The 21,770-nt window shown below is 73.4% G+C and carries 24 protein-coding genes, 1 other RNA gene and 6 pseudogenes; 7 read left to right on the top strand and 24 right to left on the bottom strand.

What is annotated here, in order from left to right; translation table 11 throughout:
* Positions 1-11 precede the first annotated feature (11 nt).
* The 14 genes and pseudogenes from AC1QRC_RS11420 to AC1QRC_RS11355 all read right to left on the bottom strand — a co-directional run.
* Positions 12-1,169, bottom strand: a pseudogene (locus AC1QRC_RS11420) (MFS transporter); the annotation flags it as partial.
* Positions 1,170-1,319: 150 nt separating this feature from the next.
* Positions 1,320-2,129, bottom strand: a complete 810-nt coding sequence (locus AC1QRC_RS11415) for a TrmH family RNA methyltransferase (RefSeq protein WP_484203432.1) — start codon at positions 2,127-2,129, stop codon at positions 1,320-1,322.
* Between the two features lie 26 nt (positions 2,130-2,155).
* Complete coding sequence (gene rplT / locus AC1QRC_RS11410) at positions 2,156-2,551, bottom strand: 50S ribosomal protein L20 (protein ID WP_484203431.1); 396 nt, start codon at positions 2,549-2,551, stop codon at positions 2,156-2,158.
* Between the two features lie 42 nt (positions 2,552-2,593).
* Positions 2,594-2,788, bottom strand: a complete 195-nt coding sequence (gene rpmI, locus AC1QRC_RS11405; protein WP_484203430.1) for a 50S ribosomal protein L35 — start codon at positions 2,786-2,788, stop codon at positions 2,594-2,596.
* Between the two features lie 115 nt (positions 2,789-2,903).
* Positions 2,904-3,482 (bottom strand): translation initiation factor IF-3, encoded by a 579-nt coding sequence (gene infC / locus AC1QRC_RS11400; RefSeq protein WP_484203429.1) that lies wholly within the window; start codon positions 3,480-3,482, stop codon positions 2,904-2,906.
* 378 nt (positions 3,483-3,860) lie between these two features.
* The gene (locus AC1QRC_RS11395) at positions 3,861-4,685 is read right to left on the bottom strand and encodes an SseB family protein (protein WP_484203428.1); all 825 of its coding nucleotides are present in this window, start codon (positions 4,683-4,685) and stop codon (positions 3,861-3,863) included.
* Positions 4,682-5,401, bottom strand: coding sequence for a HisA/HisF-related TIM barrel protein (locus AC1QRC_RS11390; protein WP_484203427.1), 720 nt, complete (start codon positions 5,399-5,401; stop codon positions 4,682-4,684). Before AC1QRC_RS11390 ends, AC1QRC_RS11395 begins: the two co-directional genes overlap by 4 nt.
* Complete coding sequence (locus AC1QRC_RS11385) at positions 5,398-6,051, bottom strand: hypothetical protein (RefSeq protein ID WP_484203426.1); 654 nt, start codon at positions 6,049-6,051, stop codon at positions 5,398-5,400. Before AC1QRC_RS11385 ends, AC1QRC_RS11390 begins: the two co-directional genes overlap by 4 nt.
* Before the next feature lie 9 nt (positions 6,052-6,060).
* Entirely contained in the window at positions 6,061-7,443 is a 1,383-nt protein-coding gene (locus tag AC1QRC_RS11380; protein WP_484203425.1) for a [protein-PII] uridylyltransferase family protein, read from the bottom strand.
* Positions 7,444-7,750: 307 nt separating this feature from the next.
* Positions 7,751-7,870 carry a [protein-PII] uridylyltransferase family protein gene (locus tag AC1QRC_RS11375; protein ID WP_484203424.1) on the bottom strand — a complete coding sequence of 40 codons (120 nt, stop codon included), beginning with the start codon at positions 7,868-7,870 and terminating at the stop codon, positions 7,751-7,753.
* 94 nt (positions 7,871-7,964) lie between these two features.
* Positions 7,965-8,849 (bottom strand): annotated as a pseudogene (locus AC1QRC_RS11370) (bifunctional [glutamine synthetase] adenylyltransferase/[glutamine synthetase]-adenylyl-L-tyrosine phosphorylase); the annotation flags it as partial.
* 400 nt (positions 8,850-9,249) lie between these two features.
* Positions 9,250-9,594: a hypothetical protein gene (locus tag AC1QRC_RS11365; RefSeq protein WP_484203423.1), complete on the bottom strand. Its 345-nt coding sequence runs from the start codon at positions 9,592-9,594 to the stop codon at positions 9,250-9,252.
* Positions 9,595-9,688: 94 nt separating this feature from the next.
* Positions 9,689-9,766: pseudogene (locus tag AC1QRC_RS11360) on the bottom strand (hypothetical protein); the annotation flags it as partial.
* A gap of 25 nt (positions 9,767-9,791) precedes the next feature.
* Positions 9,792-10,454, bottom strand: a pseudogene (locus tag AC1QRC_RS11355) (glutamine synthetase family protein); the annotation flags it as partial.
* A gap of 54 nt (positions 10,455-10,508) precedes the next feature.
* Here AC1QRC_RS11355 and AC1QRC_RS11350 point away from each other — a divergent pair.
* The 3 genes from AC1QRC_RS11350 to AC1QRC_RS11340 all read left to right on the top strand — a co-directional run bounded on the left by AC1QRC_RS11350 (position 10,509) and on the right by AC1QRC_RS11340 (position 12,218).
* A complete protein-coding gene (locus AC1QRC_RS11350) occupies positions 10,509-11,282 on the top strand; it encodes a lysostaphin resistance A-like protein (protein ID WP_484203422.1) in 774 nt (257 codons plus the stop codon).
* Positions 11,269-11,700 (top strand): CBS domain-containing protein, encoded by a 432-nt coding sequence (locus AC1QRC_RS11345; RefSeq protein ID WP_484203421.1) that lies wholly within the window; start codon positions 11,269-11,271, stop codon positions 11,698-11,700. The genes AC1QRC_RS11350 and AC1QRC_RS11345 overlap by 14 nt, the downstream gene beginning before the upstream one ends.
* Before the next feature lie 113 nt (positions 11,701-11,813).
* The gene (locus AC1QRC_RS11340; protein ID WP_484203420.1) at positions 11,814-12,218 is read left to right on the top strand and encodes an SRPBCC family protein; all 405 of its coding nucleotides are present in this window, start codon (positions 11,814-11,816) and stop codon (positions 12,216-12,218) included.
* Positions 12,219-12,287: 69 nt separating this feature from the next.
* Here the strand turns inward: AC1QRC_RS11340 and AC1QRC_RS11335 are convergent, their stop codons facing one another.
* Complete coding sequence (locus AC1QRC_RS11335; protein WP_484203419.1) at positions 12,288-12,590, bottom strand: methionine aminopeptidase; 303 nt, start codon at positions 12,588-12,590, stop codon at positions 12,288-12,290.
* Between the two features lie 3 nt (positions 12,591-12,593).
* On the opposite strand from AC1QRC_RS11335, the gene map reads away from it, so the two are divergent.
* Positions 12,594-13,457 carry a type I methionyl aminopeptidase gene (gene map / locus AC1QRC_RS11330; protein WP_484203418.1) on the top strand — a complete coding sequence of 288 codons (864 nt, stop codon included), beginning with the start codon at positions 12,594-12,596 and terminating at the stop codon, positions 13,455-13,457.
* 42 nt (positions 13,458-13,499) lie between these two features.
* Complete coding sequence (ppgK, locus tag AC1QRC_RS11325; RefSeq protein ID WP_484203417.1) at positions 13,500-14,267, top strand: polyphosphate--glucose phosphotransferase; 768 nt, start codon at positions 13,500-13,502, stop codon at positions 14,265-14,267.
* A gap of 4 nt (positions 14,268-14,271) precedes the next feature.
* Here the strand turns inward: ppgK and AC1QRC_RS11320 are convergent, their stop codons facing one another.
* Positions 14,272-14,751, bottom strand: coding sequence for a type II toxin-antitoxin system RatA family toxin (locus tag AC1QRC_RS11320; RefSeq protein ID WP_484203416.1), 480 nt, complete (start codon positions 14,749-14,751; stop codon positions 14,272-14,274).
* Between the two features lie 47 nt (positions 14,752-14,798).
* Positions 14,799-16,256 (bottom strand): GuaB1 family IMP dehydrogenase-related protein, encoded by a 1,458-nt coding sequence (locus AC1QRC_RS11315; protein ID WP_484203415.1) that lies wholly within the window; start codon positions 16,254-16,256, stop codon positions 14,799-14,801.
* Between the two features lie 66 nt (positions 16,257-16,322).
* Between AC1QRC_RS11315 and AC1QRC_RS11310 the strand changes: the two genes are divergently transcribed.
* On the top strand, positions 16,323-16,976 hold the full coding sequence (locus tag AC1QRC_RS11310; protein WP_484203414.1) for an MBL fold metallo-hydrolase: 654 nt from the start codon (positions 16,323-16,325) through the stop codon (positions 16,974-16,976).
* Positions 16,977-16,987: 11 nt separating this feature from the next.
* On the opposite strand, the gene AC1QRC_RS11305 is transcribed toward AC1QRC_RS11310, so the two are convergent.
* Positions 16,988-18,091: a VIT1/CCC1 transporter family protein gene (locus tag AC1QRC_RS11305; RefSeq protein WP_484206625.1), complete on the bottom strand. Its 1,104-nt coding sequence runs from the start codon at positions 18,089-18,091 to the stop codon at positions 16,988-16,990.
* Between the two features lie 26 nt (positions 18,092-18,117).
* Between AC1QRC_RS11305 and AC1QRC_RS11300 the strand changes: the two genes are divergently transcribed.
* Entirely contained in the window at positions 18,118-18,843 is a 726-nt protein-coding gene (locus AC1QRC_RS11300) for a tyrosine-protein phosphatase (RefSeq protein WP_484203413.1), read from the top strand.
* A gap of 4 nt (positions 18,844-18,847) precedes the next feature.
* Here the strand turns inward: AC1QRC_RS11300 and rnpB are convergent.
* The 6 genes and pseudogenes from rnpB to AC1QRC_RS11270 form a co-directional block, all read right to left on the bottom strand.
* Positions 18,848-19,228, bottom strand: an RNA gene (gene rnpB / locus AC1QRC_RS11295) — RNase P RNA component class A.
* A gap of 22 nt (positions 19,229-19,250) precedes the next feature.
* A complete protein-coding gene (locus tag AC1QRC_RS11290) occupies positions 19,251-19,727 on the bottom strand; it encodes a thiamine pyrophosphate-dependent enzyme (RefSeq protein WP_484206624.1) in 477 nt (158 codons plus the stop codon).
* Between the two features lie 683 nt (positions 19,728-20,410).
* Complete coding sequence (locus AC1QRC_RS11285) at positions 20,411-20,866, bottom strand: thiamine pyrophosphate-binding protein (RefSeq protein ID WP_484203412.1); 456 nt, start codon at positions 20,864-20,866, stop codon at positions 20,411-20,413.
* 28 nt (positions 20,867-20,894) lie between these two features.
* A pseudogene (locus AC1QRC_RS11280) lies at positions 20,895-21,062 on the bottom strand (hypothetical protein); the annotation flags it as partial.
* Positions 21,063-21,237: 175 nt separating this feature from the next.
* Positions 21,238-21,339 (bottom strand): annotated as a pseudogene (locus AC1QRC_RS11275) (cyclase family protein); the annotation flags it as partial.
* Positions 21,294-21,659 (bottom strand): cyclase family protein, encoded by a 366-nt coding sequence (locus AC1QRC_RS11270; RefSeq protein ID WP_484206623.1) that lies wholly within the window; start codon positions 21,657-21,659, stop codon positions 21,294-21,296. The gene AC1QRC_RS11270 and the pseudogene AC1QRC_RS11275, both read right to left, overlap by 46 nt.
* Positions 21,660-21,770: the final 111 nt, after the last annotated feature.

The following is a 21,770-nucleotide window of genomic DNA, read 5'->3' as shown; positions in this document are numbered from 1 at the left end:
AGCAGCACCACCGACAGCAGCAGCCCGATCCCGGCGACCGCGATGGCGGTCCGCGTGCTCGTGACCATGGCCAGCACACCCCAGGCGGCGATCGCCGCGGGTTGCACAATCCGGTTGGTGATCGACCAGGCCGCCGAGGTCCGCGACATCAGCCCGTCCGGGACCTGACCGAAGCGGTAGGACACCCACACCGGGTTGAAGACCCCCGCACACAGCAGGAGCAGGAAGTCCGCGACGACGATCGTCACCAGCCCACGAGTGCCCGCCGGGGCGAAGGCGATCGGAACCAGCCAGAGGGTGCGGAGGACGCCGGCGACCAGCAGCACCCGTGTCGTCCCGTGCCGGCGCTCCAGGTGCGGGGCGAGCGCCGCCCCGAGGAGGCCGCCGAGGCTCGGCAGGCCCAGGGCCAGCCCGTACTGCCACGGCTCCAGCCCCAGGTCGCGCAACATCAGGACCGCGATCAGCGGCGAGGCGGCCATGATCATGGCGCCGAAGAGCATCCCGTTGCAGAAGAGCGCACGCAGCGTCGGGTGTCCCCACAGGAAGCGCCAGCCGGCCCCGACCTCGCTGGCCCAACCCTGCCCGCCCGCCCGCACCGGAGGCGGCTTCTCGGGTGTGCCGATGCGCCGCAGCCCGAGGGCCGACAGCAGGAAGGTCACCGCGTTGACCAGGACGGTGACGGTCGGACCCAGCACCCCGACCAGGGCGCCCCCCAGCGGGGGTCCGGCCGTGCCGGCCAGCCACTGCGTGGTGTCGATCCTGCTGAGCGCCACCGTGCGACGGTCCGCCGGGACGAGCGCCTTCAGGTGCATCCCGCTGGCCGACACGGACAGCACCAGCCCCAGGGACGAGGCCACCGCGACGAGTGCGAGGTGGGGATAGCTGAGCAGCCCCAGCCAATGCGCCACCGGGATGCTGGCCAACGCCAGGCACCGGAAGAGGTCGGAGCCGATGAGCACAGGGCGCTTGCGGCGATACTCCACCCACGGGCCGAGGGGCAGAGCCAGGAGCACACTCACGACGCCCGCCAGTGCTGCCAGCATCGAGACCTGCAGGTCGGAGGCGTCCAGGACCACGACGGCGATGAAGGGCAGGGCCCCCATCGCGACAGCACTGCCCACCTGGCTGGACACCGTGGCCGCCCACAGCCGGTTGAAGTCCCGGCCCATCCCCGCCCCTCGGTGCATCGGCCAACGCTAGCCACAGCCACGTCATCCGCTCTGGCGCCACGCCAGTGACCCCCGTGAGTGCTCAGCGGCCCCGGCGCCAGGGGCCGGCTTCACCCCGGATCCTGGCGCGCGATCGGGCGGGTGGGGCGATCAGGCGGTCGAGGAGGCGTGCAGGCAGACGGTGGCCGCCATCGCCAGGTTCAGGCTCTCGGCGCGAACGATGGGGACGGCGACGACGTCGTCGCACTGGTCCACAATCTCGTCGGGCAGGCCCCACGCCTCGTTGCCGAGCACCCAGGCGTGCGGGGAGGCGAGGTCGGCGTCGGGCAGCATCGTCGCCCCACCGCCGTCGGCGGCGAGCAACCGCAGGCCGGCGTCGCGGCAGGCCCGCAACAGGTCCGCGACAGGCACTCCCCGGACGAGCGGCAGGTGGAACAGCGACCCCACCGTGGACCGGACCACCTTGGGGTTGTAGACGTCGACGCTGGCGTCGCTGACCAGCACGGCAGCAGCCCCGAAGGCATCGGCGCCGCGGATCACGGTGCCGGCGTTGCCGGGGTCGCGCACGTTGGTCAGCACGACCACGAAGCCCCCGCCGGAGACGGACTCGAGCGCCTGCGCCAGCGGCACGTCCACGGGAGAGGCGACGGCCAGCACGCCCTGCGGGTGGGGGGTGTCGGTCATCGCAACGAGCACGTCCTCGGTGCAGGTCCGCACCGCGACGCCCGCCTCCCTGGCCACGGCGACCAGCTCGGCATACCGGGCCCCGGCGGCCTCGGTGACGTAGACCTCCCGGGCCGACCCCACGGCATACCGGAGCAGTTCCCGGACCGCCTGCGGGCCCTCCACGACGAAGCGTCCCTGCCGTTCGCGGACAGCACGACGGCCCAGGGACCGCACCGCCCGGACCCGCTCGCTGCGCGTGTTGCTCAGCAGCGGGAGGTCGGGGGTCGCGGTCACCTGGGCCGTCGTCGGGTCGTGCCCGCTCAGGCGGCGGAGGTGTCGCCGGAGGTGCCCTCGGACTGCGCCGGGACGTTGGCCTTGGCGATCTCCACCAGCTTGGCGAAGGCGGCCTCGTCGTGCACGGCCAGCTCGGCGAGCATGCGGCGGTCCACCTCGATCTCGGCGGCCTTCAGGCCCTGGATGAACCGGTTGTAGGTCATCCCGTTGGCGCGGGCGCCGGCGTTGATCCGCTGGATCCAGAGGCGACGGAAGTCACCCTTGCGGGCCCGGCGGTCACGGTAGCTGTAGACCAGCGAGTGGGTGACCTGCTCCTTGGCCTTGCGGTACAGGCGGGACCGCTGGCCCCGGTAGCCGCTGGCGCGCTCGAGGGTAACCCGGCGCTTCTTCTGGGCGTTGACCGCCCGCTTCACGCGTGCCACGTGAGTACTCCTTGTGTGTCAGTCAGTGGTGGTGGCTCGGGCTCAGCGGCCGAGCAGCTTCTTGGCGGTCTTCTCGTCGGCGCCGGAGACGACCTTGTCGTTCACCAGGCGGCGGGCCTGGGTCGCGCGGCGCTCCTGGAACTTGTGGACGTGGCGGGCGCGCTGGTGCATGACCTTGCCGCTGCCGGTCACCCGGAACCGCTTCTTCGCACCACTGTGCGTCTTCATTTTCGGCATGTGCCGATCTCCTTGTTGCTCTGGCGACCGCGGACGGTCGCGCGTGCTCCTTGCGTCAAACTTCGGGCACGGGCCAGCGGGCGCGGCGTGGCTCGCCGCGCTCCGGCCCGGTGGTTCAGCTCGCGGGGGCCTGAGTGGTCTCCGCGCCGGTGTCCGCCTCCTCGGCGGTGCGGGCCGCATCCCGGGAACGCTGCTGGTCGCGGCGCTTCTCGTCGCGGACCGCGGCCTTCTTCTTGGACGGGCCCAGGACCATCACCATGTTGCGGCCGTCCTGCTTGGGCGCGCTCTCCACGAAGCCCAGCTCGGCGACGTCCTCGGCGAGGCGCTGCAACAGCCGGAATCCCAACTCCGGCCGGGACTGCTCGCGGCCCCGGAACATGATGGTGACCTTGACCTTGTCCCCCGCCTTGAGGAACCGCTCGACGTGGCCCTTCTTGGTGCCGTAGTCGTGCGCGTCGATCTTCGGGCGGAGCTTGATCTCCTTGATGACCGTGTTGACCTGGTTCTTCCGGGCCTCACGGGCCTTCATGGCGGCTTCGTACTTGTACTTGCCGAAGTCCATGAGCTTGGCGACCGGCGGGCGGGCCATCGGCGCCACCTCGACCAGGTCGAGGTCCGCCTCCGCGGCCAGCCGCAGCGCGTCCTCGACGCGGACGATGCCGACCTGCTCGCCGTTCGGGCCAACCAACCGCACCTCGGGGACCCGGATGCGCTCGTTGATACGAGGTTCGCTGATGTGCTTGCTCCTTCATCGTCGGTGTGGACCCCGGGGACGAGAAAGGCCTCCCGTCACCTGGGTGCACGAGAGGCCGGAGCAGCCGTGGTCCACCGAGCAGCCGCCGTATGCCGTGTCGCCACGGCTGATACGCCGACGCACCATGTGCCCGCCCTGGCTGGGCGACCCACGGTCGCGGACCCTTGACCCGGCAACCCTGGGGTCGTCGCGGGTGGAAGCGCTAGGCCTCTCTTGCACGTCGTGCGCCCGCCCATCCACCGCCGGTGGCTGCGCGTTCGTACGACTGGTCCCGACAAGGATAGCAGTTCCGGACGCCTCACACGGACCGGACGGTCGCTACCCCCCGGCCCGGAGCCCGAAGGCCAGTGCGTCGATCCGGGCCCGGACCTCGCCGTCCGCGGCGATCCGCTGACCGATGCCGGTGACCAGTTCCTGCACCACTGCGGGCCCCAGCCCGTCCACCAGCCCCAGCTCGATGCGCAGCGCCCCGCCCGGCCCGGCAGCCAGGGCGTGCCCGGTGACCGCGTCCACGTCGCGGACCGCAGCCGCGACCGCCGCGGCGACGGCCGGGTCCTGATGCGGCGGGCACCAGCGGCGTCCCATGGCCAGGGCCCACACCATGGACCCACGCAGCACGTATGCGGGGGCCGCCTCCCCCACCGGCGTGCCGGGTGGCGGGGGGTCGAGCACGATCACCTGGCATCCCTCCTGCACCGCGGCCTGGGCCGCCCGGGACGCCTCCACGGGGACCGGGCGGGCCTGGGGGTCCCACCGGGCGAGCGCGGCCAGGTCGGTGAAGGCCGGCAGCGCCCGGGTGCCGTCGGGGGCGGTCAGGGTGACGGCGGCCATGTCGCTGGAGGCGTCGGCCGCCAGGCCGGTCGTGGCGGACTGCGCGGTCTCGCCGGGCACGGCGACCACCGGCACCAGCAGGCGGGCCGCGGCCACCGCCTGCACCAGGTCCCGCTCGTCCTCGGGCGACGGTCCCTCCCCCTGCGACCGTCCCGCGGCACGCAATGCCGCCAGGGCGTCCGTCAGCGCGGCGTCCGCGGTGCCGGTGTCGTCGTCGAACCCGCTGCCGGTCAGCGTCCGGCCGGCCCACGGCACCCCCGCGGTGTCGTGGCCCCGCGCGGGATCGTGGCCGACGAACCGATCTCCGCTCACGAGGACACCCCCGCCGCCGTCTCCAGGGCCTCGGACAGGGTGAACGCCCCGTGGTACAGGGCGGAGCCGAGCACCACCCCCGTGACTCCCGCGTCGCGCAGCGCGGCCAACCGCGTCAGGTCGGCCAGCGAGGCGACGCCGCCGGAGGCGATGACCCCGCCGGAGACGGCCTCGGCGACCCGTTGGAACAGCGCCGTGTCGGCGCCGTGCCGCCGCCCGTCACGGGCCGCGTCGGCGACGACGTAGGTGCGGCACCCCACCGAGGACAGCGCCCCCAGCACGTCGTCCAGGGGGCCCAACCGCGCCTCGGTGCCGCGGGCCACCACCTCCGCACCGTGCACGTCGACGCCGACCGCCACGCGATCGGGATCGGACCGCACCGCGTCGCGGACCCAGCCGGGATCGCGCAGCGCCGCGCTGGAGAGCACGACCCGGGCCGCGCCGGTGCCCAGTGCGGCCGTCAGGGACTCATCGTCGGCCAGACCTCCGGAGAGCTGGACCGGCACCGGCAGGGCCTGGACGATGTCGGCCAGCTGGGCGGCGTTCTGTCCCCTGCCGAAGGCGAGGTCCAGGTCGACCAGGTGGACCCACCGGGCGCCCTGGTCCACCCAGCCGCGGGCCACGGCATACGGGTCGGTGTCGCCCCGACCCACCACCTGGGCGGCGCGACCTCCGGCGACGTCGACCGCGGGGAGCAGAGTGAGGGGCCCGCTCACGCCTCCAACTCCAGCTCCCGGCGCAGCAGCACGGCATCGCGCACCGCGTCCTCGAAGTAGGCGACCTCCGCGCCGGAGGGCTCGCGGTCGATCGCCCCGGCCAGGTCGTCCACCCCGCCCCGGTCGATAAGCAGCCGCCCCCCTGGCAGCTCGAGCACCGCCGTGATGGCGGCCAGCAGCTTGTGCGGCGCCAGATGGCGCTCGGCCAGGATCTCCACGAGCTCGCGCTTGGAGCCCCCGCCGGCGACCCGCAGGAGCATGCTCGGCGGTGCCACCTCGAGGTCCGGCGGCCGCTGGATCCCACGGGTGGGATCCCACACCACCCACCGGATCCGCCGCCGCAGCGAACGGGTCTGCACGGTGATGACGGCCCGCCCCCCGATCGCGAAGAAGCCGAGGGCCGGGCCGATCTTGGGTGAGACGTGCCGGGCGGCCAGGACCGTCAGCGCGTCGTCGTAGGGCGCTCCGGCCAGGGAGGGGCCGTTGGGCAGCACCGCCGTCCAGCCCGGCAGCGGCGCGACGGTGACGGGCACGACGCCGCGGCGCGCCCACGCGGACACCTCCGGCGGGGCACCGCGCACCAGCAGCAGACCCGCCTGCTCCTCCTCGGCGCCGGCGGCGCCGGAGGGGGTGCGGGTGTCGGGGGTCACCGGACCATCCTACGAACGGCGACGGCCCGAAGTGCGCGGCGACGCGGCCGTTCCCGGCGGCGCCTCGTAGAACAGTCGCTCCACGACCTGGCGGGCGCGGCGTGCACCCCGGCGCCACTCCTCGGCCAGCGTGCTCCCCGACCCGGGCGGTCGGCCCAGCACCCGACAGATCCCCTCGGCGTCCCTCAGGTGGCTGGGCACCGAGTCGACCGGGCGCCCGCGCCACAGCACCCCGACGTCGCGCAGCCGGGACCCCAGCACCCAGGACCGGCGCAGCACCGCCGCGTCGGCGTCGGCGACCCGGCCCGCCTCGACCAGGGCGTCGAGGGCGTCGAGGGTGCTGGTGGTGCGCAATCCCGGCAGCTCGTGGGCGTGCCGCAGCTGGTGCAGCTGCACCACCCACTCGACGTCGGTCAGACCGCCCATGCCGAGCTTGAAGTGCGTCCGCGGGTCGGCACCGCGCGGGAGGCGCTCGGCCTCCATCCGGGCCTTGAGCCGGCGGACCTCGCGGACCGCCCTGGCGTCGATCCCCTCCGGCGGCCACCGGAGCGGCTCGATGAGCTCGACGAACCGGGTCCCCAGGTCGGGGTCCCCCGCGACCGGCCGGGCCCGCAGCAGCGCCTGTGACTCCCACCCGGCCGACCAGCGCTGGTAGTACGTGCGGTAGGAGTCCAGGCTGCGCACCAACGGCCCGCTCTTGCCCTCGGGGCGCAGCGTGGCGTCCAGCTCCAGCGCCGGGTCGGGCCCGTTGCCGGTGAGTCCCTTGCGCAGCTCGGTCACGATCGCCAGGGCCTGCTCCGCCGCCCCGTCGACCCCCTCGGTGACCGGTTCGAAGACATACATGACGTCGGCGTCGCTGGCGTACCCCAGCTCGGCCCCACCGAGCCGCCCCATCCCGACCACCAGGATCCGGACCAGCGGGTCGTCCTCGCCGACAACGGCGCGGGTGGCCACCTGCAGCCCCGCTTCGAGGAGGGCCTCGGTCAGGCCGCTCAGCGACGCACGGACCTGGGCGTCGTCCAGTTCCCCGACGAGGTCGGCAAGCACGATCCGGAGCAGTTCCCTGGCGCGCACCGTGCGGACCGCCTGGAACGCCTCGTCCCGCCCCTCGTGACGACCGGCCGCCGCCAGCAGGCGGCTGCGCAGCGTCGCCAGGTCCAGCCTGGCCAGACCCCGCGCGTCACCCAGCAGGGCGACCGACTCCGGGGACCGGATCAGCAGGTCCACGGCATACCGGCTGGTGGACAGCACGTGGGCGAGCCGCTCGGCCGCCGACCCCTCGTCGCGCAGCATCCGCAGGTACCAGTGGGTGGTGCCCAGGGTGTCGCTGATCTGCCGGAACGCGAGCAGCCCGGCGTCCGGGTCGGCGCCGTCGGCGAACCAGCCGAGCATGACCGGCAGCAGGTGCCGCTGGATGGTGGCCCGCGCGGCTGACCCCCGTCGGTGAGCGACTCCGAGGTGCCGCACCGCGCCCGGCCGGGTCCCGGAAGCCCAGCGCCGACAAGCCGGTCCGTGGCGGCGTCGGTGCGACAAGCGCACGCTCGTCGGTGGACAGCCGGGCGACCGCCGCCAGCAGCGGTCGGTAGAAGAGACGCTCGTGCAGCCGGCGCACCTCGCGCTGCTGTCCGCGCCACCGCTGCGACGATGGCCGTGGCCGCGTCCGCGCCGCTCGCCCAGGGATCGCCCGAGCCGACGCAGGTCAGCCTCCGTCCGACGGCATCAGGTGGGTGCGCCGCAGCCGGTACAGCTGGATGCGGTGCTCCAGCACTCGGAGCAACCGGTAGGCCGCGTCGAGGGCCGCGGCGTCGTCCCGTCCCACGTAGCCGCCGTCGCCGCAGCGCGGCGAGCGCCTCGAGGGTGGTCTCGGAGCGCAGCGACTCGTCGGCCCGGCCGTGCACCAGCTGCAGCAGCTGCACGCTGAACTCGATGTCCCGCAGTCCGCCCGGTCCGAGCTTCAGCTGACGGTCCGCCTCGGCCGTCGGCACGTGCTCCGTCGACGCGGCGACGCATGCGCCTGGACGCTCGTCGACGAACCCGTCCCGCGCTGGAGGCGGACCAGACCAGCGGCTGCCACCAGGTCGAGCGCACTCCCGCGACAGGTCCTCGTCCCCCGCGGCGTGCCGCGCCTTGAGCAGCGCCTGGAACTCCCAGGTCTTGGCCCACCGCTGGTAGTACTCCCGGTGCGAGGCCAGCGACGCGGACCAGCGGCCCCTGCTTGCCCTCGGGCCGCAGCGCGGCGTCGACCGGCCACAGGCTGCCCTCCGCGGTGGCCTGCGCCGCAGATCCGGATGACGGCCGTCGCCAAGCCGGGCCCCCACCCGCACCGCGCGGTCCTCGTCGCCCCCGTCGGCGGCACCCGCAAGGAAGATCACGTCGACGTCGCTGATGTAGTTCAGCTCGCGGCCACCCGTCTTGCCCATTGCGATGACGCGAGACAGGCGCACCCGCGTCGGAGTCCGGCTCCTCGTCCGCGCGCCAGCCGCGACCGCGACCTCCAGCGCGGCGCCCGCCAGGTCGGCCAGGGCCGCCGCGACCACCGGCAGCTCCTCGGTGGCGTCGGCGGCCGTGAGGTCCTCGACGGCGATGCGCGGCCAGCTCCCGGCGGTACCCGACGCGCAGCGCGTCCATGGCCGCCCGGCCGCCCAGGTCGCGCCCACCCCGTCGAGCAGCCGCTGGGTGAAGGCCTCCTGCGTGGTGCGACCGGCCCAGTGGCCCCGGGGTGGCGGCTCGGCGATGTCCGGGACCTGCTCCGGGTGGTGGATCAGGTGGTCTCCCAGGGCGGTGGAGGCGCCGAGCACCGCCAGCAGCCGCTCCCTGCGGGTGCCCGACGTCCCGATCAGCTCGCGCCAGACCGGGGTCAGACTCCTGCAGCCGGACCAGCCCCAGCAGCGCCAGGTCGGGGTCGGCGACCGCGCCCAGCTCCCGCACCAACGACCCGGTCTCCATGGCCGGGACAGCGGCGGACAGCTCCTCCAGCAGGCCCGAGGCCCGCCGCGCGTCCGCGAAGCCGCCCCGTGCCAGGTCCCCGCCGGTGGGTCCGGGGGGCCGGCCCGCGGTCACAGCCGCTCCAGGTACCGATCGAGCTCGAACGGGGTGACCTGCGCCCGGTAGTCGCTCCCACTCCTGCTGCTTGTTGCGCAGGAAGAAGTCGAAGACGTGCCTCCCCGAGCGTCTCGGCGACCAGCTCGCTGTCCTCCATCACGGCGATGGCCTCCGACAGCGACTGCGGGCAGCGTCGGCGATCCCCATGGCACGCCGCTCGTTGTCGGTGAGGGCCCACACGTCGTCCTCGGCCTCGGGCGGCAGCTCATAGCCCTCCTGGATCCCCTTGAGGCCGGCCGCCATGAGCAGCGCGAACGACAGGTAGGGGTTGCACGCCGAGTCCAGGGACCGGATCTCGACCCGGCTGGACTGTCCCTTGCCCGGCTTGTACATCGGCACCCGGACCAGGGCACTGCGGTTGTTGTGGCCCCAGCAGACGTGGGCCGGCGCCTCCGCGCCGCCCCAGATCCGCTTGTAGGAGTTGACCCACTGGTTGGTCACGGCCGAGATCTCCCGGGCGTGCACGCAGGAGCCCGGCGATGAACCGGCGCCCCGTCTGACTCAGCTCGTAGTGACGCCCCGGGCTCGTAGAAGGCGTTGCGTGTCGCCCTCGAACAGCGACACGTGGGTGTGCATGCCCGGACCCGGGCTGACCGGCGAGCGGCTTGGGCATGAACGAGGCGTAGCGCCTGGTGCCGCAGCGCCACCTCCCGGACCACCGTGCGGAACGTCATGATGTTGTCCGCCGTGGACAGTGCGTCGGCGTAGCGCAGGTCGATCTCGTTCTGGCCCGGGCCGCCCTCGTGGTGGCTGAACTCCACCGAGATCCCCATCTGCTCCAGCATCGTGATGGCCGCGCGGCGGAAGTCGTGGCCGTCGCCGCGGGCGACGTGGTCGAAGTAGCCGGCCTGGTCCAGCGGCACCGGCGGCTGGCCGGAGACGTAGGGCTCCTTGAACAGGTAGAACTCGATCTCCGGGTGCGTGTAGAAGGTGAAGCCGGCCTCCGCCGCCGCGTCCAGGGCGCGCTTGAGCACGTGGCGCGGGTCCGAGCCGGCCGGGCTGCCGTCCGGCATCAGGATGTCGCAGAACATGCGGGCGGTCCCGTGGTGGTCGCCCCGCCAGGCCAGGGTCTGGAAGGTGCTGGCGTCGGGGCGCACGATCATGTCCGCCTCGTAGACCCGGGTGAACCCCTCGATGGCGCTGCCGTCGAAGCCGATCCCCTCGCTGAAGGCGTTCTCCAGCTCGGCGGGCGCGACAGCCACGGACTTCAGCGCGCCCAGCACGTCGGTGAACCAGAGCCGGACGAACCGGATGTCACGTTCCTCGATGGTGCGAAGCACGTACTCCTGCTGACGATCCATGCGCACATCCTGCCGTATGCCGTGTGGCCGGGAGGAGGCGCTACGGTCACCGGTGTGGTCCGGACGCGGGAGCTGGCGGTGCTGACGGCCGCGTCCGCGGGCACGCTGGCGTGGGGCAACCTCGCGGTGCCCCGCCTCCCCGACCGACCCGCCGTCCGCACCGGGGCCGGAGTCGCCGCCGCGACGGGCCTGCTCGCCCTCGCCCGCACCGGTGGGGTGCCCCCCGCCGACCTGGGCCTGTCCCCCGCCCGGTTGCCCGCCGGGCTCGCGGCCGGCGGGCTGGCGCTCGGCGGCGCGGGCACGGCATACGGGCTCGCGTGGGCGCTGCCCGCCGCCCGTGCGGCCCTCGCCGCCGCCGCACCCGACCCGCCGCGGGGGCCGCTGGCAGCGGAACTGTTGGTGCATATCCCGCTGGGGACGGTGCTTGCCGAGGAGCTGATCTTCCGCGGGGTCCTGGACGCCCTCGCCCGTCGGGCGCTGCCGCCTCGCGCGGCGGCTGCCTGGCAGACGGCCTGTTTCGCGCTCTGGCACGTGGAGACGGCCCGGCGCGGGCCGCGCGGCCGGGGACGACCCGCCGCGGCGGTCGGTGAGGCGCTGCTCACGACCGCGGTCGCCGGCGCGGTGTTCGGCTGGCTCCGGCGCCGCACCGGGAGTCTGCTCGCCCCGGCGGGTCTGCACCTGGGCAGCAACGCGCTGGGCCTGGTCGCCGCCACGTTGGCACGGCGGGACGCCGACAGGGGGGCTCCGGTCTCGGACGTGTCACAAAGCCGACAGGACCCTGGCGGCCACTGCCGGAACGGACTACCGTCTGAGAATGCGTATCCGTGAGGTGATCCGCCGCAAGGGCGACCAGGTCGTGACCATCCGATCGGACGCCGACGTCACGACGTTGCTGGCGCTGCTCGCCGAGCACGGCATCGGAGCCGTCGTGGTCAGCGACGACGAGGGCGCCAGCCTGTCCGGCATCGTCAGCGAGCGCGACGTCGTGCGCCGGCTGCACAGCGACGGCCCGGGGGCCCTGTCGCTGCCGGTCGCCGAACTGATGACGGCCGACGTCCACACCTGCGTCCCGGATGACGCGCTGGAGGAGCTGGCACAACGGATGACCGACCACCGGGTCCGGCACCTGCCGGTCCTCCAGGAGGGGCGGCTCACCGCGATCGTGAGCATCGGCGACATCGTCAAGCACCGGATCGACGAGCTCCAGGAGGAGCGCGAGCAGCTGGTCAACTACATCCAGCGCTGAGCGCCAGGAACCTGCTCGGAGGGGGTTGCGCGCGGGGCGATCCGGTGGTGGGCTGGTCGCACCAGCAGCTGCCCACCGGGCACGGTCGGTGGGCCCACACCAGGAGGCACTGCATGACCGAGAGCCAGACCGCCGACGCGAGCACCGACGCCGGGGAATCCGCCATTGAGGTCCACCACATCACCGCGCACGGGGTCGACGACCTCTGGCGCCGACTGATCACCCCGTCGGGCATCGAGGCGCTGCTCGGCGAGGGCGCCCGACTCGGGGGCAAGGGCGAGCCGTGGCGGGCCGCCGACGGCACCTACGGCGTGACCCGCAGCTACCACCCCGGCGAGCAGATCCGCGTGTCCTGGCACGCCGACCCCGACGCCCCCGCGACCGTGGTGGACCTGCAGTTCGCCCCCCACGAGGAGGGCACCCGACTCAGCCTGCGCCACGAGCACCTGGCACCGGACGCCCCCGCCGAGGAGCTGCGCCGCCGCTGGGAGGGCGCGCTGGCCCGCTTCAGCGGCTGAGTCCCACGCGCCACAGGACTATCAGGTCACCCGATAATCCTGCGCTTCGCAGGGGAAGTTGACGGCGCGTCAGCCGTTCAACGGGTTGTTGTCCCACCCGTCGGCGTCGGCGTCACCGGTGCGCCACTGCGCCTCCTGGCGGTCCTCCTCGTCCCATGCCTCCGTCTTCTTGCGCGCCGTCTCGAGCGCGGCGGACGCGTCCTCGGCGGTGTCGTAGGGTCCCATGAGGCTCTCGCCCTTGGGTCGCTCGGGGTCGCTGTGCTCCACGACCTCGCGGGTGTTGACGTTGAACCAGTACGGCATCGTGTCCTCCTCCGGTCGGGTCCCGTCGCGGTCCGGCTCCTGGCCGCAGACCCGGGCACCTAAACTCACCGTATGCCGACCTCCTACGCAAGTCTTGCCCCCGGCACGGTGAGTCCCCGTCGGGCCGTCCCCCCGAGCATCGCCCGGCCCGAGTATGTCGACCGGCCGGCTCCGGCCCCCTTCGAGGGCTCGGAGGTCAAGGACCAGGAGACCATCGAGGCGATGCGGGTGGCCTGCAGGATCGCGGCCCAGGCGCTCGCCGAGTGCGGCCGGGCCGCGCAGCCGGGGGTGACCACCGACGAGATCGACCGGGTCGGCCACGAGTTCCTGCTGGACCACGGCGCCTACCCCTCCACCCTCGGCTACCGGGGGTTCCCGAAGTCGCTGTGCACCTCGGTCAACGAGGTGATCTGCCACGGCATCCCGGACGACCGGCCGCTGCAGGACGGTGACATCGTCAACGTCGACATCACGGCCTTCATCGGCGGGGTGCACGGCGACAACAACGCGACCTTCCTGGTCGGCGACGTCGCCGAGGAGTCGCGGCTGCTGGTGGAACGCACCGAGCAGGCCATGATGCGTGGCATCAGGGCGGCGGTCCCCGGGCGCCAGGTCAACGTCATCGGGCGGGTCATCGAGGCCTACGCCAAGCGGTTCGGCTACGGCGTGGTGCGCGACTACACCGGCCACGGCGTCGGCCAGTCGTTCCACTCCGGCCTGGTCATCCCGCACTACGACGCCGCGCCGGACTACGACGACGTCATCGAGCCGGGGATGACCTTCACCATCGAGCCGATGCTGAACCTGGGCACCCCCGACTGGTACTCCTGGGACGACGGATGGACCATCCTGACCGCGGACGGCACACGGTCCGCGCAGTTCGAGCACACCATCCTGATCACCGAGACCGGCAACGAGATCCTCACCCTCCCCTAGGCTTTGCTCGTCCGGCACACCCAGACGACGAAGGAGCACGGCGTGGCCACCACCCCCATCCTCGGCATCGACATCGGCGGCAGCGGCATCAAAGGTGCCCCCGTGGACCTGGTCAAGGGCGAGTTCGCCACCGACCGGCACCGCATCGACACACCGGAGAACTCGACCCCGGCCGCCGTGGCCGAGGTGGTCGCCGAGGTGGTGCAGCAGTTCGCCGACGACCTGGCCCCGGACTCCCCGGTGGGCATCACCGTCCCGGCGGTCGTCCACCACGGGGTGGTGCGATCGGCCGCCAACATCGACAAGTCCTGGATCGGCACGGACGCCGAGCGACTGTTCGGCGAGGCCCTCGGTCGGTCGGTGACGGTGGTCAACGATGCCGACGCGGCAGGCGCGGCCGAGATGCACTTCGGTGCCGGCCGAGGCAACGAGGGGGTCGTCCTGATGACGACGCTCGGCACCGGCATCGGGTCCGCCCTGTTCCTGGGCGGCGAGCTGCTGCCCAACACCGAGCTCGGGCACCTGGAGCTGGACGGTCACGACGCCGAGACCCGCGCCGCCTCGAGCATCCGCGAGGAGGAGGACCTGTCCTGGGAGGACTGGGCCGCCCGGTTGCAGCGCTACTACAGCCACGTGGAGAACCTGCTGTGGCCCGACCTGATCCTGGTCGGGGGCGGGGTGTCCAAGAAGGCCGACAAGTTCCTGCCACTGCTGCACCTGCGCGCCCCCATTGTGGCCGCCCAGTTGCGCAACGACGCCGGGATCATCGGGGCCGCCTGGCTCGCCGCCCACCGCGACGGTCTCGCCTGACCGGCTAGTAGCCCGCGGCCCGCAGCACCTCGGGGTCCTCGCAGGCCCGGGCGAAGGCCTCGATCCGGGCCCGGATCTCCCGTCCCAGCAGCCACTGACCGATCGGCTCGGCGACCGGACGCAGGAGGGCCGGACGCACGGCATACGTGTATTTCCACACCGCCTCAGTGCCCTCCACGCCGTCCCGCGACGCCGGGGCGAACCGCCAGCCACCCCCGAAGGAGTCGAAGAACCAGGGCCCGGTCACCATGGTCATCCCCACGGACGTCGGGGGCCGGTAGGAGACGTACTCCGAGACCATCCTCGGGCCCACCCGGGCCCGGGTCAGGGTGCGCACGCCCTTCGCGGGCGCCTCGGCGTCGAGCAGCTCCTGGTGCCGGATGAAGGGGTCCCAGCGCAACCGCACCTCGCCGGTCGTCTGCGAGACGGCAAACGCCACCTCCGGCGGCACCGGGACGAACGCGGAGGCCCGCACCTGGGGCACGGCTCAGACCCCCCGGCGGGGCCGGACCGGACCGTATGCCGGGTCCGTCACCACGACGTGTGGCGGGGCCGGCCCTCGTCGTAGCCCGCGGCACCCTGGATGCCGACGACCGCGCGGGAGTGGAACTGGCCGATGGAGGAGGCCCCGGCATAGGTGAAGGCGCTGCGCACGCCCGAGACGATCTGGTCGATGACGTCCTCGACGCCCGGGCGGGCCGGGTCGAGGTACATCTTGGAGGAGGAGATCCCCTCCTCGAACAGCGCCTGCCGGGCCCGGTCGAAGGCCGAGTAGTCGCGGGTCCGGTTGCTCACCGCCCGGGCAGACGCCATCCCGAAGCTCTCCTTGTAGAGCCGACCGTCACCGTCGCGCAGCAGGTCCCCGGGGCTCTCGTAGGTCCCGGCGAACCAGGAGCCGATCATCACGCTGCCGGCCCCGGCTGCGAGCGCGAGGGCGACGTCGCGGGGATACTTCACGCCCCCGTCCGCCCAGACGTGGGCGCCGACCTCCTTGGCCGCCGCGGCACACTCCAGGACGGCCGAGAACTGGGGGCGGCCCACCCCGGTCATCATCCGGGTGGTGCACATGGCCCCCGGCCCCACGCCCACCTTGACGATGTCGGCGCCGGCCGCGACGAGGTCGCGCGCGCCGTCGGCCGAGACCACGTTGCCGGCCGCGACGGGCACGCGCACCCCGGTCGCGTCCTCGTGCTCGTCGCGCACCGCGACGACGAGCGGCAGCACCTCGATCATCTTCTCCTGGTGGCCGTGTGCGGTGTCGACGACCAACACGTCGGCACCGCTGCCCAGCAGTGCGCGCGCCTTGCCCTCGACGTCGCCGTTGATCCCCACCGCGGCGCCCACGAGCAGCCGGCGCTGGGCGTCCAGGGCCGGGGTGTAGAGGGCCGAGCGCAACAGCCCGGTCCGGGTCGCGACGCCGAGCAGGCGGTCGCCGTCCAGGACGGGGGCGATGCCGATGTGGGCCCCCTCGAGGGCGTCGAACGCCTCGCGCAGGTCGGTGCCCTCGGTGATGGTGACCGACGGCTCCACCATCACGTCCCGGATCTGGGCGAACCGGTCGACCCCCTGGCAGGCCGCCTCCGTCACCAGACCGACGGGCCGGTCCCCCTCGACCGCGACCGCGGCCCGGTGGGCGCGCTTGCCCATCAGCGAGAGCACCTCGGCCACGGGCGCGTCGGGGCTGATCGTGATGGGGGTCTCGTAGACCGGGTGTGAGGCCTTCACCGCGCTGACGGTCTCGTCGACGGCGTGCACCGGGATGTCCTGCGGCAGGATCGCCACCGCACCGCGGCGCGCCACCGTCTCGGCCATCCGGCGGCCCGAGACCGCGGTCATGTTGGCGACGACCAGCGGGATCGTGGTGCCGACCTGGTCCGGGGTGGTGAGGTCCACGTCGAAGCGGGAGGTCACCGCCGACCGGGACGGGACCATGAAGACGTCGTTGTAGGTCAGGTCGTGCATCGGCTCGGTGCCACCAAGGAATTCCACGGGGCCCCATCGTACGTGGACCCCGCCACCTGCCCGCGGCCGCGCCCCACGGCATACATTGGGGTGATGGAACTGACCCACCTGGGCCACTCGTGCGTGCTGCTCGAGGCGGCCGACCAACGCATCCTCATCGACCCCGGCACCTTCTCCGACTTCGAGGACGTGCGCGACGTGACGGCGGTGCTGGTCACCCACCAGCATCCCGACCACCTCGACCCGGCACGGTTCGGCGCCCTACTGGCAGCCAACCCGGAGGCACGGGTGTGGCTCGAGCCGGAGACGGCGGCGCAGCAGCAGGAGGAGCACGGGGACCGGGTCAGCCGTATGTCGTCAGGCGAGACCGTGCAGGTCGGCACCGTGGACATCACGCCGGTCGGCGACCTGCACGCGACGATCCACGAGTACGTCCCCCGCATCCACAACCTGGGTCTGGTGGTCCGCGCCGCGGATGAGCCGACCGTGTTCCACCCCGGTGACGCGCTGGACGCCGAGCCCGGTGAGGTGGACGTCGTGCTGGTGCCGCTGATGGCCCCGTGGTCGCGGGTGGCCGACACCGTCGGGTTCCTCCGGCGGATCGGGGCGCCGCGGGCGGTCCCGATCCATGACGGGCTGCTCAACGACACCGGCCGCGGGATGCTGCTGGGCCACGTGGGCAACTTCGGCGCCGAGGGTGGGCTGGAGGTGCTCGACCTGCGGGGGGCCGGGGCCACCCGGCTGTAGCCGCGCCGGCGTCACCCGACGCCGGCGGCTCCGAACAGCAGCCCGAGCAGGTAGGTCACGAGCGCGGCGCCGTAGCCGATGGCCAGCTGGCGCAGGCCGCGCAGCAACGACGGCGCACCGGAAAGCACCCCGGCGATGGCGCCCGTGGTCAGCAGCGCCAGCCCGACGAGCACCGCGGCCACCGCGAGGGCGGTGATCCCGGTCAGCCCCACGGCGAACGGCAGGATCGGGATGACCGCGCCGCTGGCGAAGAAGCAGAAGCTGGAGATCCCGGCGTGCCACCCGTTGCCGACCACCTCGTCGGGGTCGACATCCGCCGGTGCGTCCGGCATCGCACCGGGCGGCAGGGCCAGCCCGGGACTGTTCTTGACCGCCTGCATCACACGCTGCGCCCGGGCCACCGCCTCCAACGGGTCCATCCCCCGGGAGCGGTAGACCAGGTAGAGCTCGTTCTCCTCGAGGTCCAACTGGGGGACGGCGTTCCGGGCCTCGTCGCTGGGGTGGGAGGCCGCGAGCAGTTCGCGCGCCGAGCGGACCGAGATGTACTCCCCCGCCCCCATCGACATCGCGCCGGCCAGCAGCCCCGCCACCCCGGCGGCGATCACGATGCTGGTGCCCACGCCGGTCGCGGCCATCCCCATCACCAGGGCCAGGTTGGAGACCAGCCCGTCGTTGGCGCCGAACACCGCGGCCCGGAAGTTGCCCGACATCTGGGCCCGGCTCCGGGCGGCCAGTCCCCGCAGCACCTCCTCGTGGATGACCTCGTCGGCGGCCATCTGGGCCGTGGCGTCCTCGTCCTCGATGTAGGGGGTGCGGGCCTCGGCGTTCTGCGCCATCGCCAGCACGAACACCGAGCCGAAGCGGCGGGCCAGGAATCCCAGCACCCGGTTGCGCAGGCTCGGCGCGACGGGGCTGCCCACCTGGTCCCCCAACAACTCCAACCAGTGCGCCTCGTGGCGCTTCTCCGCTTCGGCCAGCCCCAGCAGGATCTCGCGCTCCTCGCCGTGCCGCCGGCGGGCCAGGTCGCGGTAGACCTGCCCCTCGGCTCGTTCGTCGGCGAGGTACTGCCGCCAGCGGCGGATCTCCTCGCGGGAGGGTTCGCGTATCGTCGACATCACCGGCCCAGTCTAGAGTCCTGGCCATGACACCGGACCCGGACGGAGGCCGACTCGAGGTCGCCGGGACGCACAACTTTCGGGAGGTCGCGCCGGGGGCGCTGCGCCCGGGACGGCTCTACCGCTCGGACGCCCTGCACCGGCTGACACGGGAGGGGCGCCGGACGCTGCGGGACCTGGGCATCGGCACCGTGATCGACCTGCGCTCCGACCTGGACCGACGGGTCGGCGGGCGGGACCGGCTGCGTGGCACCGGGGTCCGCCACCTGCCGATCCCGATGGCGGGCAGCCCGCTGAACCGGGACCCGGAGACCATCGAGCTGCGCGGCATCTACCACAGCATTCTCACCCAGCACCGGGCCGACCTGGGGCGTGCGGTCCGGGTGATCGCGGGGAGCGACCGGCCCGTCCTGGTGCACTGCACCGCGGGCAAGGACCGCACCGGGCTGGTCGTCGCCCTCGTGCTCCGGGCCCTGGACGTGGACGCGGACACGGTGCTGGCCGACTACGCGGCGACCGAGGCCAACCTCGCGGGCGAATGGACCGACCGGATGGTGCGCAAGATGCGGCGGCTGCGGGTGCCGGTCACCGACAACATCCTGGAGGTGCTGGCCCACTCCCCCGCCGCGCTGCTCCGGGAGACCCTGGCGTGGATCGAGGACGAACACGGCGGGGTGCCCGCCTACCTGGCCGGCGCGGGCGCCGGCGAGGACGTGCTGGCGGACCTGCGCACCAGGCTCCTGCCGACCTGATGGGTGGATGAGTCGGTCGATACGCCGGGTTCTGTCCCGCCGCGCCGTTGCCGGCACTGCGGCGGGGGCGACCATCCATCTACGACGCCTGTTGCCAGACGCCTCCAGCGACCTACCCGCACGCTCGGGCGGGCCGCCCTCGAACGCGTGCTGTCTGGTCTTGCTCCCGGTGGGGTTTACCGAGCCGCGCCGGTCACCCGGCGCGCTGGTGGTCTCTTACACCGCCGTTTCACCCTTACCCCCGGCGGACCGGGGGCGGTCTGTTTTCTGTGGCACTGTCCCGCGGGTCACCCCGGGTGGCTGTTAGCCACCACCGTGCCCTGTGGAGCCCGGACGTTCCTCGGCGAGTCCCCGGAGGGCTCGACGCGGTCGCCTGACCGACTCATCCACCGGGACAGGATAGCCGGTCAGTGGCCCGCGGAAGGCCTCCTCGAGCCACCACGAGGGCTCGTCGGCGACGACCTTGGCGTCGATGAGCAGCGGGGTGTCCCGTGGGCCCTCAAGCCAGGCCAGCGACCGCCCGCGAGGTCCTCGGCGGCGCGCACCGTGACCCCGGTGAACCCGTAGCCGCGGGCGATCGGCGGCGATGTCGGTCTCCGGGAAGGTGACGGTGTCGAGCGGGTGACCATCGGGCCCGAAGTGGTGCACCTCGGCGCCGTAGGCGTCGTCGTTGTAGACCACCACCACCATCGGCAGCCCCAGCCGGCGCACGGTGTCGAGCTCGGCCGCGCGCCATCAGCAGCCCCGCCGTCCCCCAGCGCCGCGACCGGCAGCCGGTCGGGCTGGGCGAGCGCCGCCCCGATCGCGGTGGCCAGCCCGAGCCCGATCGACTGGAACGCCTGGGTGAAGCAGAAGCCCTGCTCGTCGGGCACCGACAGGAACATGCTCGGGTAGCCCATGAAGTTGCCCGAGTCGACCGCCGACCACCCGCTCCCGCGGCAGCAGGTCGTCCAGGCGCGATGGTGCAGGGTGCGCGGGTCGATCCGGCCGTCCTGGCGGACGGTGTCCTCGTAGGGCACGTCGCGCCAGCCGCAGCGAGGACGCCAGCCGCTCCCGCAGGGCGGGGGACCGATAGCCGTATGCCGTCCGCCCGCCACCGTCCGCCGGCTCACCTGCCGCTTCGGTGAGCGGCCCGCCGAGCGCCTCGGTCACGGCCAGGGCCGTGGCGGCCACGTCACCGTGCACCCCGAAGGTCAGCTCCCGGTGGGCGCCGAGGGCGCCCGGCGGTGTCGTCGACCTGCACGACGGTGGCGTCCGTCGGCCGATCAGGGCGCCCGTGCCGCATCGTCCACATGTTCAGCGCGCAACCCCAGCCGACGATCAGGTCGGCGTCGGCGATCAGCTCGGCCGCCAGCGGTGAGGAGAATCCGCCCGAGACGTCGAGCGACCACGGGTGCTCGTGCGAACAGCCCCTTGGCGACCGCGGAGGTGGCCAGCAGCGCACCGGCCCGCGTCGGCCAACGTCGACTCAGCGCGTCGCGCGCCGCGGGGGATCGGCCGCCGCGGCCGGCCACGAAGACCGGCCGCCGGCGCGACTCGCAGGAGCGCGGCTGCCAGCCGCTCCACGTCATCCGCTGACGGGCGCAGCCGCTCGGGGCGGTCGCTCGACGCCGGGGCGAGCCCCGAGCGCCGGGCACCGTCGGGGACGTGCTGCGGCCTGGACCTCCAGCGGCAGGTTGAGCAGCACCGTCGCGCCGCTGGTGCACCGCGGTGGCGACGGCCGCGAGCCGCCTGCTCCACGGCATACGCGGGGTCGGTCGACGCGGACCGGGAACGGCGCCGACCGCGCGGGCCAGCGCCTCCTGGTCCACGTGGAAGTTGGACAGCGGCGAGGGTCGCCTCCGGCGGCGAGCACGACCAGCGGCGTGCGGGACTTGGCGGCCTCGGCGATCCCGGTCATCGCGTTGGTCAGCCCGCACCCCTGGTGCACGGTGAGCGCCGCGGGTCGCCCGGAGGTGCGGGCGTAGGCGTCGGCCATCGTGGCGCCCACCGCCCTCGTGCCGGGCCGCGACGAACCGCGCACCCGCGGCCACCATCGCGTTGGTGACGTGGAAGTTGCCCGACCCGACGACGCCGAAGACGTGGTCGACCCCGGCCGCGACCAGGGTCCGACCGACGGCCTCGCGCGACGTGCCACGGCTCAGCGCTCGACGAGGGCGACCACGCGGGCCGGCGAGCCCGGAGCCGCCGACGATCTTCAGCGGCGAGGCGAGGATCACCGCCCCGGTCGGCGGCAGCGTGGTCGAGGTTCTGCAGCTGGGCCAGGCCGTACTTGCCGTTGCCCATCAGGAACGAGTGGCACGGGAACGCGGGGTCGAAAGAGTGCGCTGCGCCGGCGTCGGTGCCGACGGTCTCCACCCCGATCCCCTGCAGCGGCGACTCCTCGGCGACCCACCGGGCGCACTCGGCCGACATGCCCGGGCTCGTCGGGCCCGTCTCGGTGTTGTTGATCATCTCCTCCTGGGTGACCCGGGTCGACCACCCGGTGCGGCACAGCAGCCAGCCGCCCGTCGGGCAGGCCCCCGTGCTCGGCGGCGAAGGCCTCGCAGGTGCTCGCGCTCGATCAGGAAGTTCGGGTCTGCCGCCACCTGTGCGGTGACGTCCAGCACGATCGCCGGCGCCACGAACGCGCGCACCGGGACCGAGCCGATGTCGGCCAGGTCCTTGCCGGTCACCCAGTGGTTCGGGGCGTCGAAGTGGGTGCCGGTGTGCTCGCCGGTGCGGAAGTTGTTCCAGTACCAGGCCGGGCCGCGATCGTCGTAGCGGCTGATCTCCTCCAGCTCGAACCTGGCGGTCTGGCCGAACTCCGGCGGCAGCTCCAGCAGCGGCGTCTCGCTGCTCAGCGGAGCGGTGAGGTCGACGACCTCGATCGGCTCCGGACGACAGGGCGGCGGTGAGGTGCGGACAGGACGGACATGGCGCCTCCA

This window comes from Ornithinicoccus sp. (assembly GCF_057176825.1).
Note: the sequence above shows the minus strand (reverse complement) of the source record. Positions and strands in the feature narration are given on the sequence as shown.

Coding starts and splice junctions, on each gene's coding strand:
- rpmI (WP_484203430.1), bottom strand. CDS start 2,788: ATGCCGAAAATGAAGACGCACAGTGGTGCGAAGAAGCGGTTCCGGGTG.
- AC1QRC_RS11380 (WP_484203425.1), bottom strand. CDS start 7,443: ATGCTCGGCTGGTTCGCCGACGGCGCCGACCCGGACGCCGGGCTGCTC.
- AC1QRC_RS11345 (WP_484203421.1), top strand. CDS start 11,269: ATGCGTATCCGTGAGGTGATCCGCCGCAAGGGCGACCAGGTCGTGACC.
- AC1QRC_RS11340 (WP_484203420.1), top strand. CDS start 11,814: ATGACCGAGAGCCAGACCGCCGACGCGAGCACCGACGCCGGGGAATCC.
- map (WP_484203418.1), top strand. CDS start 12,594: ATGCCGACCTCCTACGCAAGTCTTGCCCCCGGCACGGTGAGTCCCCGT.
- AC1QRC_RS11310 (WP_484203414.1), top strand. CDS start 16,323: ATGGAACTGACCCACCTGGGCCACTCGTGCGTGCTGCTCGAGGCGGCC.
- AC1QRC_RS11305 (WP_484206625.1), bottom strand. CDS start 18,091: ATGTCGACGATACGCGAACCCTCCCGCGAGGAGATCCGCCGCTGGCGG.
- AC1QRC_RS11300 (WP_484203413.1), top strand. CDS start 18,118: ATGACACCGGACCCGGACGGAGGCCGACTCGAGGTCGCCGGGACGCAC.
- AC1QRC_RS11290 (WP_484206624.1), bottom strand. CDS start 19,727: ATGTTCCTGTCGGTGCCCGACGAGCAGGGCTTCTGCTTCACCCAGGCG.